This window comes from Bisbaumannia salifodinae (genome assembly GCF_055388505.1).
This window is the reverse complement of sequence record NZ_AP043781.1, coordinates 3,552,513-3,565,103: the sequence shown is the minus strand read 5'-3', so window position 1 is coordinate 3,565,103 and position 12,591 is coordinate 3,552,513. Positions and strand designations below refer to the sequence as shown.

The 12,591-nt window shown below is 69.6% G+C and carries 13 protein-coding genes; 10 read left to right on the top strand and 3 right to left on the bottom strand.

Features of this window, described 5'->3' with window-relative positions; all coding sequences use genetic code 11:
* Positions 1-67: 67 nt before the first annotated feature.
* Positions 68-565 (top strand): glutathione peroxidase, encoded by a 498-nt coding sequence (locus ACZ5EF_RS16605; protein ID WP_346061849.1) that lies wholly within the window; start codon positions 68-70, stop codon positions 563-565.
* Here the strand turns inward: ACZ5EF_RS16605 and ACZ5EF_RS16600 are convergent.
* Complete coding sequence (locus ACZ5EF_RS16600) at positions 562-969, bottom strand: DUF7079 family protein (RefSeq protein ID WP_346061502.1); 408 nt, start codon at positions 967-969, stop codon at positions 562-564. The genes ACZ5EF_RS16605 and ACZ5EF_RS16600 overlap by 4 nt on opposite strands.
* Before the next feature lie 174 nt (positions 970-1,143).
* On the opposite strand from ACZ5EF_RS16600, the gene fabV reads away from it, so the two are divergent.
* The 3 genes from fabV (at position 1,144) to ACZ5EF_RS16585 (ending at position 3,717) form a co-directional block, all read left to right on the top strand.
* Positions 1,144-2,355, top strand: coding sequence for an enoyl-ACP reductase FabV (gene fabV / locus ACZ5EF_RS16595; protein WP_346061503.1), 1,212 nt, complete (start codon positions 1,144-1,146; stop codon positions 2,353-2,355).
* Positions 2,356-2,404: 49 nt separating this feature from the next.
* Positions 2,405-2,605: a hypothetical protein gene (locus ACZ5EF_RS16590; protein ID WP_146801462.1), complete on the top strand. Its 201-nt coding sequence runs from the start codon at positions 2,405-2,407 to the stop codon at positions 2,603-2,605.
* A 131-nt stretch (positions 2,606-2,736) separates the two neighbouring features.
* On the top strand, positions 2,737-3,717 hold the full coding sequence (locus tag ACZ5EF_RS16585) for a GlxA family transcriptional regulator (protein WP_346061504.1): 981 nt from the start codon (positions 2,737-2,739) through the stop codon (positions 3,715-3,717).
* Positions 3,718-3,736: 19 nt separating this feature from the next.
* Here ACZ5EF_RS16585 and ACZ5EF_RS16580 read toward each other — a convergent pair whose 3' ends face one another.
* The gene (locus ACZ5EF_RS16580) at positions 3,737-4,375 is read right to left on the bottom strand and encodes a class I SAM-dependent methyltransferase (protein WP_346061505.1); all 639 of its coding nucleotides are present in this window, start codon (positions 4,373-4,375) and stop codon (positions 3,737-3,739) included.
* Positions 4,376-4,492: 117 nt separating this feature from the next.
* Here ACZ5EF_RS16580 and ACZ5EF_RS16575 point away from each other — a divergent pair, with 117 nt between their 5' ends.
* From ACZ5EF_RS16575 to astB, 5 genes are all read left to right on the top strand, one after another.
* Positions 4,493-5,707 (top strand): aspartate aminotransferase family protein, encoded by a 1,215-nt coding sequence (locus ACZ5EF_RS16575; protein ID WP_346061506.1) that lies wholly within the window; start codon positions 4,493-4,495, stop codon positions 5,705-5,707.
* A 47-nt stretch (positions 5,708-5,754) separates the two neighbouring features.
* Positions 5,755-6,819, top strand: coding sequence for an arginine N-succinyltransferase (locus tag ACZ5EF_RS16570; protein WP_346061507.1), 1,065 nt, complete (start codon positions 5,755-5,757; stop codon positions 6,817-6,819).
* Positions 6,819-7,835: an arginine N-succinyltransferase gene (gene astA, locus ACZ5EF_RS16565; RefSeq protein WP_346061508.1), complete on the top strand. Its 1,017-nt coding sequence runs from the start codon at positions 6,819-6,821 to the stop codon at positions 7,833-7,835. The genes ACZ5EF_RS16570 and astA overlap by 1 nt, the downstream gene beginning before the upstream one ends.
* A 9-nt stretch (positions 7,836-7,844) precedes the next feature.
* Complete coding sequence (gene astD / locus ACZ5EF_RS16560) at positions 7,845-9,314, top strand: succinylglutamate-semialdehyde dehydrogenase (RefSeq protein ID WP_346061509.1); 1,470 nt, start codon at positions 7,845-7,847, stop codon at positions 9,312-9,314.
* A gap of 76 nt (positions 9,315-9,390) precedes the next feature.
* The gene (astB, locus tag ACZ5EF_RS16555; protein WP_346061510.1) at positions 9,391-10,728 is read left to right on the top strand and encodes an N-succinylarginine dihydrolase; all 1,338 of its coding nucleotides are present in this window, start codon (positions 9,391-9,393) and stop codon (positions 10,726-10,728) included.
* Between the two features lie 123 nt (positions 10,729-10,851).
* Here astB and ACZ5EF_RS16550 read toward each other — a convergent pair whose 3' ends face one another.
* A complete protein-coding gene (locus ACZ5EF_RS16550) occupies positions 10,852-11,010 on the bottom strand; it encodes a hypothetical protein (RefSeq protein WP_346061511.1) in 159 nt (52 codons plus the stop codon).
* Positions 11,011-11,181: 171 nt separating this feature from the next.
* On the opposite strand from ACZ5EF_RS16550, the gene ACZ5EF_RS16545 reads away from it, so the two are divergent.
* Positions 11,182-12,585 carry a DNA recombination protein RmuC gene (locus ACZ5EF_RS16545; RefSeq protein ID WP_346061512.1) on the top strand — a complete coding sequence of 468 codons (1,404 nt, stop codon included), beginning with the start codon at positions 11,182-11,184 and terminating at the stop codon, positions 12,583-12,585.
* Positions 12,586-12,591: the final 6 nt, after the last annotated feature.

Here is a 12,591-nt window from a genome sequence, read left to right as displayed (position 1 = left end):
CACGGCAGGGTGGCATCCCCCGCGGCGTCGTGGCATCTTGGAATTTCCAGAACAGCGGGCCTGCGGCATGTCGCTCTACGATATCGATTGCCATACCCACCTCGGCGAACCCTTCAACCTGCGCGCCCTGCGCGGTCAGGTGCTGTTGATCACCAATGTGGCCAGTCGCTGCGGCTTCACGCCCCAGCTCGAGGAGCTGGAGGCCCTCTATCGGGGCTATCGCGACCAGGGCTTCATGGTGCTGGGTTTTCCCTGTAACCAGTTCGCCCGCCAGTCGCCGGAGTCGGCCCGTGACTTCTGCGCCTTCTGCGGCCGGGAGTACCGGGTCACCTTCCCGCTGATGGAGAAGGTCAAGGTCAATGGCCCCGAGGCCCATCCGCTGTTTCTCGAGCTGCGCCGCCAGGCGCCGGGGGTGCTGGGCAGCACCCTGATCAAGTGGAACTTCACCAAGTTCCTGGTGAGTCGCGATGGCAAGGTACTGGCGCGCTTCGCGCCCCGGGACGGCCAGCGGGTGATTCGCCCCGCCCTGGAGCGGGCCCTGGAGAGCCCCTTCGAGGCCGGCTAGTCGGCCCGCCCGGCGCCTGACGCCGCCTCGTCCTCGGCCAGTTGCACCCGCATCATCAGCTCCTGCCAGCGATGCCGGGTCATCATGGTGGTCAACCCCGAGAAGAGCGCCCAGCACTGGCGTCGCCAGCCGCGCAGGCGGCGATTGTGGGCCACCAGCTGACGCAGCAGCCGCGCCTCGTCGAAGGCCCGCCACTCCCCGGCCACCGACATCTGGTGCCGCGACAGCACCGGGGCCAGTTCCAGGCGGAAGACCCACTCCAGCTGCCTGAGGGTGAGGCCGCTGCGCCGGACCACCGCCACCATGCGGGCATAGTCCCGCTCGCCGGGCTCGCGATCGAGCCAGAGCGGGGCCAGCACCAACCAGAGTTCGCGGCGCTCCTCGACCAGTGTCTCGAAATCCATCCTGACTACCTGCTAAGCGGTGCGCCCGTCGGGCGCCTTGCCGGCATCTTCGTTGATATGGCCGCCGTGCTCAAGGGCGGACAGCCCGGCGGCGAGTCGGTAGAATGGCCGTATTACTCGGCGTGGCCGGCAGGCGGCCGCGAAGGATCGAACAGCAAGAAGTCGAGGTCAGTCGTGATCATCAAACCCAAGGTTCGCGGTTTTATCTGCACCACCACCCATCCCGTCGGCTGCGAGCAGAACGTGCTCGAGCAGATCGAGGCGACCCGTGCCCGGGGCCTCGACCAGGCCGCCGGTCCCAAGAAGGTGCTGGTGATCGGCGCCTCCAGCGGCTATGGCCTGGCGGCCCGCATCACCGCGGCCTTCGGCTATGGCGCCGACACCCTGGGGGTGTTCTTCGAGAAGCCCGGCACCGAGAAGAAGCCCGGCACCGCCGGCTGGTACAACTCCGCCGCCTTCGACAAGTTCGCCAAGGCCGAGGGCCTCTACAGCAAGGCGATCAATGGCGACGCCTTCTCCCACGAGGTGCGGGCCAAGGCCATCGAACTGATCAAGGAAGACCTGGGCCAGGTCGACCTGGTGGTCTACTCCCTGGCCTCGCCGGTGCGCAAGCTGCCCGACAGCGGCGAGCTCAAGCGCTCCAGCCTCAAGCCGATCGGCGAGACCTACCGCGCCACCGCCATCGACACCAACAAGGACGCCATCATCGAGGCCGAGGTGGAGCCCGCCACCCAGGAGGAGATCGAGGACACCATCACCGTGATGGGCGGCGAGGACTGGGAGCTGTGGATCGATGCCCTGGACAAGGCCGGCGTGCTGGCCCCGGGCGCCCGCAGCGTGGCCTTCAGCTATATCGGCACCGAGATCACCTGGCCGATCTACTGGCATGGGGCGCTGGGCAAGGCCAAGGAGGACCTGGATCGCGCCGCCGGCGAGATCGACCGTCGCCTGGCCGCCTCTGGTGGCGGCGCCAACGTGGCGGTGCTCAAGTCGGTGGTCACCCAGGCCAGTGCCGCCATCCCGGTGATGCCGCTGTATATCGCCATGGTCTACCGGGTGATGAAGGCCCAGGGCCTCCACGAGGGCACCATCGAGCAGCTCAACCGGCTGTTCGGCGAGCGTCTCTATTCACCGGAAGGGCAGGGTGGAGAAATGACCACCGACGAGGCGGGACGCCTGCGCCTCGACGACTGGGAGCTGCGCGACGACGTCCAGCAGGCCTGCAAGGAGCTCTGGCCCCGGGTGACCACCGAGAATCTCTTCGAGATTACCGACTATGCTGGGTATAAGCATGAATTCCTGAAGCTCTTCGGCTTCGAGCGCGACGACGTGGACTACGATGCCGACGTCGATCCGGTGGCGGAATTCGATGTGATCAGCGTCTGACCGGCGCCTCGGCGCCGGTCGGCAAGTGCAACTGGCGCGGAGGCTCGCGATGGATACTCGTGAAAGCAAGACCCCGGAAGAGGAACGTCAGCACCTCAAGGAAGTCAGGCAGCCGGAGGATTACAGCAATCCCGAACCCGACGAGGATCAACCCGAGGCCCGGGAGTCGGCCCATGGCGTGCACCGGGTCCTGCTGATCGCCATCGTGGTGGGTATCATCGCGGTGGGCTTCTTCCTCTTCGGTCGCTGATCTCCGCCGCCAGGCCGCCCTCCGGGGCGGCCTTTGTGGTTCTGGGACGGCTTTTTCTCTCGGCCCACCCCGGCGCTTTTCCCTCCCGGGCAATTGGGTAAGATGGTGGGTTCCGCGATCGGAGTCTGCCCATGCACGATGCCCCCTTTTCCAGCGCCAACCTCGGACACCCCCGCCGCGTGGGGGCGGTGATGCTGCCGGGCTTCTCGCTGCTGGCCCAGGCCTGTGCCCTGGAGCCCCTGGTGGTGGCCAACCAGCTCGCCGGGCGACGCCTCTACGAGCTGCATAGCCTGGGCCTGGATGGCCGGGAGGTGGGCAGTGTCGCCGAGGTGGCGCTGCTGCCCGGCGAGCGCATCGACGAGCTGGACGCGGTCCCGGACCTACTGCTGGTCTGCGCCCCCTCGCCCCTGGCGGGTAGCCTGGCGCCGTCCCTGGACGAGTGGCTGCGGCGGCTGGCGCGGGGCGGGGTGGTGCTGGGCGGCATCGCCGGCGGCGCTGAGGTGCTGGCCCGGGCCGGGGTGCTGGACGGCTACCGGGCGACCCTGCCCTGGCAGCGCTTCGACGCCTTCGCCCGGGACTACCCCCGGGTGCGGCTCTCCCATCAGCTGTTCGAGATCGACCGGGATCGCCTCACCTGCGGCGGCGGCACCGCCGCCATGGACATGATGATGACCCTGATCGGCATGCAGCACGGCCAGCCCCTGGCCGAGGCGGTCTCCGAGCACTTCGTGCTGGAGCGCATCCGCATGGCCGACGAGCCCCAGCATGTGCCGCTGCGCTCGCGGCTGGGCCACGCTCCCCAGAGTCTGATCGACGCGGTGACCCTGATGGAGGCCAATATCGAGGAGCCCCTCACCACCCACGAGCTGGCCGAGCACCTGGGCATCTCCCGGCGCCAGCTGGAACGGCTGTTCAAGAAGTACCTGCAGGCGGTGCCCAGCCGCTACTACCTCAACCTGCGCCTGCAGCAGGCCCGCAAGCTGCTGCGGGAGAGCGATCAGGCGGTGGGGGAGATCGCCCTGCAGACCGGCTTCTCCTCCGGGGCGCATTTCTCCACCGCCTACCGCAATCATTTCGGGATGACGCCCCGGGAAGAGCGACTCACCGCCTGAGGGGCCGCCGCACCGGGCGCTAATCCTCTTCGCTGAGGGTGTCGGCCTTGCGGGCCCGCAGGGCGCGAAACAGCGAGCCCATCAGCACCGGCCGGTCGGCCTCGATCACGAAGCCGGCGGCTTCCAGCAGCGGCCGGGCCTGGCGGGTGATATCGGTGGCGATGGCGCGGGTCACCAGGTTGAGGGCGCGCCGCCCGAGGCCGGCGGGGCGCTCGTCGGCCTGGAACTTGTCCATCACCCCCAACTGGCCCGAGTCGCGCAGCACCCGATGGGCCTCGGCCAGGCCGAGCTGCGGCTCCGGCATCACCGCCACGACCAGGTGCATCACCACCACGTCGAAGTGCCGGTCCGGGTAGTCCAGGTCGGCGGCATCCATCACCCGGCAGTGCACCTCCCGGCCCAGCGCCTCGGCGCGGCGGGCGATTCGTCGTACCATGGCCGGTGACAGGTCGGTGGCATGCACCTCGGCGTCCTCCGGCAGCCAGGGCAGGTCGAGGCCGGTGCCGGCCCCCACCAGTAGCACCCGGGCCCGGGGCGGCCACTCCAGCTGCGCCAGGGCCAGTTGGCGCGGCCGCCGGAAGGTGCGCTCGGCCACGGCGTCATAGATCGGCGCATAGAGGCCGTAGCGCAGGCGATTCCAGGTAGTGGCATTGAACATCGCAGTCCTCGTCACCCTAACCGCTTTTGATAATTCGCCGTCCCATCGATGAAAGCTTCCTTGGGCCGGCGTCCCTATACTCCCATGATCGAGCATTCCCACAGGATGGAGAAGACCATGAGCTATACCCCGACTCGCAGCGACTTCGACCAGTACATGGTGCCCAACTACGCCCCCCAGCAGGTGATTCCGGTGCGTGGCGAGGGCAGCCGCCTGTGGGACCAGCAGGACCGCGAGTACATCGACTTCGCCGGCGGGATCGCCGTCAATGCCCTGGGTCACTGCCATCCGGTGCTGGTGGATGCCCTCAGGACCCAGGCCGACAAGCTCTGGCACCTCTCCAACGTCTACACCAACGAGCCGGCCCTGGTCCTGGCCAAGAGCCTGGTGGAACGCACCTTCGCCGACAAGGCCTACTTCTGCTCCTCCGGTGGCGAGGCCAACGAGGCGGCCCTGAAGCTGGCGCGTCGCTGGGCCCATGACACCCATGGCGCCCACAAGGACAAGATCATCTCCTTCCGCCAGTCCTTCCACGGCCGCACCTTCTTCACCGTCAGCGTCGGCGGCCAGCCCAAGTACTCCCAGGGCTTCGGCCCGGTACCCGGCGGCATCCTGCACGCCGAGTTCAACGACCTGGAGAGCGTCCGTGCGCTGGTCGGCGATGACACCTGCGCCATCATGGTCGAGCCGATGCAGGGCGAGGGCGGCATCGTGCCGGCCACCCCGGCCTTCCTCGAGGGCCTGCGCGAGCTGTGCGACGCTAACGACGCCCTGCTGATCTTCGACGAGGTGCAGACCGGCGTCGGCCGTACCGGCAAGCTCTACGCCTATATGCACTATGGCGTCACCCCGGACATCCTGACCACCGCCAAGTCCCTGGGCGGCGGCTTCCCGGTGGGCGCCATGCTGACCACCGACAAGGTGGCGCCGTCCCTGGCCATCGGCACCCACGGCTCCACCTATGGCGGCAATGCCCTGGCCTCCGCCGTGGCCCTGGCCGCCGTGGAGACCATCGACACCCCCGAGGTGCTGGGCGGCGTCGAGGAGCGCCACGCCCTGTTCCGCGAGCTGCTCGAGGCGATCAATCGCAAGCACGGCCTCTTCAAGGAAGTGCGCGGCATGGGCCTGCTGATCGGCGCCCAGATGGCCGACGCCTGGGAAGGCCGCGCCAAGGACATCCTGCCGCTGGCCATCGAGGAGGGCGTGATGGCCCTGATCGCCGGCCCCAATGTACTGCGCATGGCGCCCTCCCTGGTGATCCCCGAGGCGGATATCCGCGAGGGCATGGCTCGCCTGGAGCGCGCCATCGATCGTCTCGTCGCCCAGGGATGAGGTCGCCCATGCCCGAGAGTCAATCCCTGTCCCCTGGAGGACTCGCCATGCTGGTCGTACGCCCCGTGCGGCCGGCGGACCTGCCGGCCCTGGAGCGGCTGGCGGGCTCCGCCACGCCGCGGCTGACCAACCTGCCGGCCCATCGCGACCGGCTGGAGGAGCGCATCACCCGCTCGCAACGCGCCTTCGGCCGCGAGGTCGATTTCCCGGGTGATGAGCACTACACCTTCGTGATCGAGGATCGCGAGCGCGGCGAGGTGGTGGGTACCGCCACCATCCGTGCCCAGGCGGGGGCCAACGAGGCCTACTACACCTACCGCCAGGAGACGTTGATCCACGCCTCCCAGCAGCTCAACGTGCGCCGCGAGGTGCAGACCCTGTCGCTCTCCCACGAGGTCTCCGAGGCGACCCTGCTGTGCGCCCTCTCCCTGGACGAGCGCTACAAGGGCACCAGCGCCGAGAGCCTGCTGCGCCGCGCGCGGCTGATGTTTATCGCCCAGTACCCGGAGCGCTTCGCCGAGATCCTGGCGGTGGCCTTCCCCGGCTTCCTGGACGCCGAGGGCGAGTCGCCGTTCTGGAACAGCGTGGGCAATCACTTCTTCGCCCGCGGCTACCAGGACATCAACCATATCGCCGGGGTGCGCTCGAAGAGCTTTATCGCCGAGGTGATGCCGCAGTTCCCGCTCTACCTGCCGCTGCTCACGCCCCAGGCGCGGGCCGCCATCGGCCGCGAGCACCCGGCCCACGAGACGCCCATGCAGGAGATGCTGGCGGAGGGCTTCGTGCGCTCCCGCCATGTGGATATCTTCGACGCCGGCCCGGTGATCAAGGGCGAGCGGGAGCGCCTGGAGACCTTCCGGCGCGCCGCCTGGCACCCGGTGCGGGTGCGTCCGGCGGCCAGCCTGCCGGACGCCGAGCCGGCGATGATCGCCAACCAGAAGCTGGGCGAGTTCCGCTGCGTGGTGGCCCGCTACGCGCTCTCGCCCACCGGCCAGCTGATGCTGTCGCCGGAGCACGCCGAGGTGCTCGGCGTGGAGGAAGGTCGCGCGGTGCTGGTGGCACCCCTGGCCCTGCCCGCCGTGGATGACGTCTATGACGAGGGAGAGCTGTGATGCGTATTCGTCCCATCGCCCGTGATGACCTGGACGGCCTCCAGGCCCTGGCCCAGCAGACCGGGGTCGGCTTCACCTCGCTGCCCGACAACCGCGACTTCCTGGCCGGCAAGATCGAGGCCGCCGCCAGCGCCTTCGAGGAGCGCACCCCGGTCGACGACCGCCTCTATTTCTTCGTCCTCGAGGACGAGGCGAGCGGCGAGCTGGCCGGCTGCTGCGCGGTGGTCGGCCAGGTGGGTCACGACGCGCCCTTCTACAACTACCGCCTGGGGACCCTGGCCCACTCCTCGGTGCAGCTCGACCTGCACCGCACCATCGACACGCTCTTCCTGAGCTCCGATCACACCGGCGACGCCGAGGTCTGCTCGCTCTACCTGCGCCCCGAATACCGCAAGGACCGCAACGGCACCCTGCTCTCCAAGGCGCGCTGGCTGTTTATGGCGCAGTTCCGCGACCGCTTCCCGGACAAGGTGCTGGCGGAGATGCGCGGGCGCTTCGATGAGAACGGCATCAGCCCCTTCTGGCAGTGCCTGGGCAGCCACTTCTTCCCCATGGACTTCAACGAGGCCGACCGCCTCACCGGCCTGGGGCAGAAGAGCTTTATCGGCGAGCTGATGCCCAAGTTCCCCATCTACACCCCCTTCCTCAGCGAGGAGGCCCGGGAGTGCATCGGCCAGGTCCACGAACAGACCCGCCCGGCCCTGGAGATGCTCAAGAAGGAAGGGCTGCGCTGGGAAGGCTATATCGACATCTTCGACGGCGGCCCCACCGTGGAGGCCTACCTGGACGACGTGCGCGCGGTGCGCACCTCGCGGCTCTGCCAGGTGGAAGTGGCGGCCCGGGCCGAGAGCGGCGAGCGTCCCGGCTGGCTCGCCTCCAGCACCTCCATGCTGGATTTCCGCGCCGGCTGGGTGGGGCGTGGCCCCAACGCCGACGATGTCATCGTATTGACCGAGGAGGAGTCGCGTCGACTGGGTGTCGGCGCGGGCGATTCCCTCCGCCTACTCGAGACTTAGGAGAAACGCATGCAGGCCAAGCAGCAACAGTTGATCGGCGGCACCTGGGTCGACGGCGAAGCGGAGGCGCTTGCCAAGACCGACCCGGTGTCCGGCCAGGCCCTCTGGGAGGGCTGCTGTGCCAGCCCCGCCCAGGTGGAGGCGGCGGTGGCCGCCGCCCGCGCCGCCTTCCCGGCCTGGGCCAGGACCCCCTTCGCCGAGCGCCAGGCGCTGGTGGAGCGCTTCCGCGAGGTGCTGGAGCGCCACCGGGAAGACCTGGCCACGGCCATCGCCGGCGAGACCGGCAAGCCGCTGTGGGAGGCGCGCACCGAGGTGGGTGCGATGATCGGCAAGGTGGCCCTGTCGATTCGCGCCTATGAGGAGCGCACCGGCGAGCGACAGCGTGATCTGGGCGACGCCAAGGCGGTGCTGCGCCACCGGCCCCACGGGGTGATGGCGGTCTTCGGCCCCTACAACTTCCCCGGCCACCTGCCCAACGGGCATATGGTGCCGGCGCTGCTGGCCGGCAACACCGTGGTCTTCAAGCCTAGCGAGCAGACCCCGCTGACCGCCGACCTGGCCCTGCAGTGCTGGCGCGAGGCGGGCCTGCCCGACGGCGTGATCAACCTGGTGCAGGGCGCGGCCCCGGTGGGCCAGGCCCTGGCCTCGGCGCCGGATATCGACGGCCTGCTGTTCACCGGCAGCGCCAAGGTGGGCGGCCTGCTGCAACAGCAGTTCGCCGGCCAGTTGGACAAGATCCTCGCCCTGGAACTGGGCGGCAACAACCCCCTGGTGGTCAAGGACGTGCCGGACCAGGAGGCCGCCGTGCTGACCATCCTGCAGTCGGCCTTCCTCTCCGGCGGCCAGCGCTGCACCTGCGCCCGGCGCCTGATGGTGCCCGAGGGCGAGGTGGGTGACCGCCTGATCGAGGCCCTGGTCTCGGCCATCGACAAGCTGCGGGTGGCCGGCCAGTTCAGCGAGCCCGCCCCCTTCTATGGCGGCCTGGTCAGCGTGGCCGCCGCCGATGGCCTGCTCAAGGCCCAGGACGACCTGGAGGCCCTGGGCGGCAGCGTGCTCTCGCGCATGCGCCGGCTGGAGGAGAACACCAGCCTGCTGAGCCCGGCGCTGATCGATGTCACCGGCCTCCCGGTGCCCGACGAGGAGCACTTCGGCCCCTTGCTCAAGGTGCACCGCTACCGGGACTGGGACGAGGCCCTGCGCCTGGCCAATAACACCCGCTATGGCCTCTCCGCCGGCCTGATCGGCGGCGAGCGCGCCGACTGGGACGACTTCCTGCTGCGCATCCGCGCCGGCATCGTCAACTGGAACCGCCAGACCACCGGCGCCTCCGGCGACGCCCCCTTCGGCGGCGTCGGCGACAGCGGCAACCACCGCCCGAGTGCCTACTATGCCGCCGACTACTGTGCCTATCCGGTGGCCTCGGTGGAGGCCGATGACCTGGCGCTGCCTGATTCTCTTCCGCCGGGGGTGAGTCTATGAGTCGCAGCGTGATCAAGGCTGCCGCCATGCGGGGCCCTCTGGCCCTGCCCACTCATCAGTCGCCGGGGGTGTCGCTGTGAGCGTGCTTGAAGTCAATTTCGATGGCCTGGTGGGGCCGACCCATAACTACTCCGGCCTGGCCCACGGCAACGTGGCCTCCATGTCCCATGGCGGCTTGGTCTCCAATCCCCGGGAAGGGGCCCTCCAGGGCCTGGGCAAGATGAAGTCGCTGATGGAGGCCGGCTACGCCCAGGGCGTGCTGCCGCCCCAGCAGCGTCCCGACCTGGGCGCCCTGCGCGCCCTGGGCTTCACCGGCAGCACCCGCGAGGTGCTGGCCCGGGCCGCCAAGGAGGCGCCCCAGCTGCTGCGGGCGGTGTGTTCCGCCTCCAGCATGTGGACCGCCAATGCCGGCACCGTGACCCCCAGCGTCGATGCCCCGGACGGCCGGGTGCACTTCACCCCGGCCAACCTGCAGTCCAGCTTCCACCGCTACCTGGAGCCGGAGACCACCGGCCGGGTGCTGGCGGCCATCTTCAAGGACGAGGCCTACTTCGCCCACCATCCGGTGCTGCCGGCCACCCCGGCCTTCTCCGACGAGGGCGCGGCCAACCACACCCGCCTGGGCGCCGGCCACGGCGAGCCTGGGGTGCACCTCTTCGTCTACGGTCGCCGGGCCTTCGGCGAGGGCGTCGAGCCCAAGCGCTTCCCGGCCCGCCAGACCCTGGAGGCGAGCCAGGCGGTGGCCCGTCAGCACGGCCTCGGCGAGGCCCAGACGGTGTTCGCCCAGCAGCACCCGGACGCCATCGATGCCGGCGTCTTCCATAACGACGTGATCGCGGTGGGCAACGGCCCGGTGCTGCTCTACCACGAGATGGCCTTCCTCGACGAGCAGGGCACCCTCGACGAGCTGCGCGCCAAGATGGCCACGCCGCTGATCCCGGTGCGGGTGCCCAAGGAGGCGGTGAGCATGGAGGACGCGGTGGCCTCCTACCTCTTCAACTCCCAGCTGCTCTCCAACCCGGACGGCTCCATGACCCTGGTGGTGCCCGGCGAGTGCCAGGAGAACGAGGCGGTATGGCGCACCATCCAGGACCTGCTGATCGCCGGCCCCAACCCGATCAACGAGGTGCTGGTCAAGGACGTCAAGCAGAGCATGCGCAACGGCGGCGGCCCCGCCTGCCTGCGCCTGCGGGTCGCCCTCTCCGCGGCGGAGCGCGCCGCCTTGAGCGGCCGGGTGCTGCTCGATGACGGCCTGCACGGCGACCTGACCGCCTGGGTCGAGCGCCACTACCGGGACCGCCTGGCCCCGGAGGACCTGGCCGACCCTCAACTGGCCGAGGAGACCCTGACCGCCCTGGACGAGCTGACCCGACTGCTCGCCATCGGCAGCGTCTACCCCTTCCAGCAGGCCTGATCGCCCGCCGCTAACACGCCAAGGGCCCCGCCTCGAGACTCGAGGCGGGGCCCTTGGCGTTGGAGAGCGAGGGCTAGGTTTTGTACGAAAAGTCGGCGAGCGCAGGCAGTTTTCGTACAGAGCCTAGAACGCCTGGCGCTCCTGGCGGGTGGGAGGCTCGTCGGATTCCGGGGCGCCCCATTCGGTGTCGCGGCTACCGTCGGGGTAGGTATTGACCGTGCAGCCGGCGAGCAGCAGGGCGCTGAGCAACAGGGCGAGGAGGGCAGAGGGCTGGGGGCGCATAACGAGTCTCCGGGCCGGAAGTGGTGTTGGCTTAAGTATTGCAGGTCCGAGGCCGAAGGGCTTCAACGGCCAGGCGCCTGTCGGGGTTGCGTCCGACAGGCGCCTGGCCATTCCCGAGCGGCGGCGCCTCGCCTACCATGGGGGCGGGAACCCAACGATAAGGATGCTGCGATGATCTCCGACCCCCTGCTCTTGAGCCTCCTGGCGGGTCTGTCCGGGGCCCTGCTGGCGGCCGGCCTGGTCGGGGCGGTCGCGGCCCGCCGCCTGGGCACGGCCCGGGAGGCCCAGGCGCGTCTCGAGGCGCAGCGGGATGCCGCCCGGGAGGCCCTGGCCGCGGCCCGCGAGACCCAGCAGGGCCTCGAGACCCGCCTGGCCCGCGCCCAGCAGGGCGAGCAGGAGCTGCGCCAGGAGCGCGAGCGCCTCACCGAACACCTGGCCCTCAAGGAGCAGCACTTCCAGGAGCAGCTGGCCCTGCTCAGGGAGAGCCGCAGCCAGCTGACCCAGGAGTTCGAGGCCCTGGCCAACGAGGTGCTGGAGCGCAAGGGGCGCGCCTTCGGCGAGCTCTCCCAGCAGCGCATCCAGGGCCTGTTGCAGCCGCTGCACAGCGAGATGAAGGGCTTTCGTGACCAGGTGGCCAGCATCCAGCGCCAGGAGAGCGAGCAGCGTATCCAGCTGCGCACCGAGCTGCAGCAGCTGCAGTCCCTCAACCGCGAGATCACCGACCAGGCCCAGCGCCTGACCCAGGCCCTCCAGGGCCAGAAGAAGGTCCAGGGCAACTGGGGCGAGCTGATGCTGGAGAACGTCCTCGACGGCTCCGGCCTGCGCCTGGGCAAGGACTACCGCCGCGAGGTCAGCATCGCCACCGAGGCGGGGCGGCGACGCCCGGACGCCATCGTCTACCTGCCCCAGGGCCGCCACCTGGTGATCGATGCCAAGACCTCCCTGGTCGCCTATGTGCGCTACGTCAACGCCGACACGGACGCGCAGCGCCGCGAGGCCCTAGGGGAGCACTGCCGGGCCATGGCGGCGCGCATCGACGAGCTGGCCGAGCGCCACTATTACGACCTGCCGGGGCTCAACTCCCCGGAGGTGGTGGTGATGTTCGTGCCGGTGGAGTCCGCCTATGTGGAGGCCCTCAAGGCCGACGAGACCCTCTTCCAGCGGGCGCTGGAGAAGAACGTCCTGGTGGCCACCCCCACCACCCTGCTGACCAGCCTGAATATCGTCCGCCAGCTATGGCGCTTCGAGGACCAGAGCCGGCATAGCGCCGAGCTGGCCGGCCGCGCCGAGCGCTTCCATGCCAAGCTGCGCACCTTCCTGGTCAGCATGGAGGAGGTGGGGCGCAAGCTGGATGGCGCCCGCGGCAGCTACGACCAGGCCCTGGGGCAACTGGTCAACGGCAAGGGCAACCTGGTCAAGCAGGCCGCCGACTTCGCCGAGCTGGGGGTGGCGGTCAAGCGGGAGCTGCCGGAGAGCCTGGTGGAGCGGGCCCGGCTGGAGCTGGAGACGCCCCGCGGCGAGGCGGGGGCGTCTCCCGAAGCAAGCGAGGCCGGCCCGCTGCGCTGGGACTCCTAGGACTCC

Bases quoted from the DNA above. Each gene is read 5' to 3' on its own strand.
- ACZ5EF_RS16550 (WP_346061511.1), bottom strand. From the start codon at position 11,010: ATGCGCCCCCAGCCCTCTGCCCTCCTCGCCCTGTTGCTCAGCGCCCTG.
- ACZ5EF_RS16590 (WP_146801462.1), top strand. From the start codon at position 2,405: ATGGATACTCGTGAAAGCAAGACCCCGGAAGAGGAACGTCAGCACCTC.
- ACZ5EF_RS16570 (WP_346061507.1), top strand. From the start codon at position 5,755: ATGCTGGTCGTACGCCCCGTGCGGCCGGCGGACCTGCCGGCCCTGGAG.
- astA (WP_346061508.1), top strand. From the start codon at position 6,819: ATGCGTATTCGTCCCATCGCCCGTGATGACCTGGACGGCCTCCAGGCC.
- ACZ5EF_RS16545 (WP_346061512.1), top strand. From the start codon at position 11,182: ATGATCTCCGACCCCCTGCTCTTGAGCCTCCTGGCGGGTCTGTCCGGG.
- ACZ5EF_RS16585 (WP_346061504.1), top strand. From the start codon at position 2,737: ATGCACGATGCCCCCTTTTCCAGCGCCAACCTCGGACACCCCCGCCGC.
- astD (WP_346061509.1), top strand. From the start codon at position 7,845: ATGCAGGCCAAGCAGCAACAGTTGATCGGCGGCACCTGGGTCGACGGC.
- ACZ5EF_RS16600 (WP_346061502.1), bottom strand. From the start codon at position 969: ATGGATTTCGAGACACTGGTCGAGGAGCGCCGCGAACTCTGGTTGGTG.
- ACZ5EF_RS16575 (WP_346061506.1), top strand. From the start codon at position 4,493: ATGAGCTATACCCCGACTCGCAGCGACTTCGACCAGTACATGGTGCCC.
- ACZ5EF_RS16580 (WP_346061505.1), bottom strand. From the start codon at position 4,375: ATGTTCAATGCCACTACCTGGAATCGCCTGCGCTACGGCCTCTATGCG.
- ACZ5EF_RS16605 (WP_346061849.1), top strand. From the start codon at position 68: ATGTCGCTCTACGATATCGATTGCCATACCCACCTCGGCGAACCCTTC.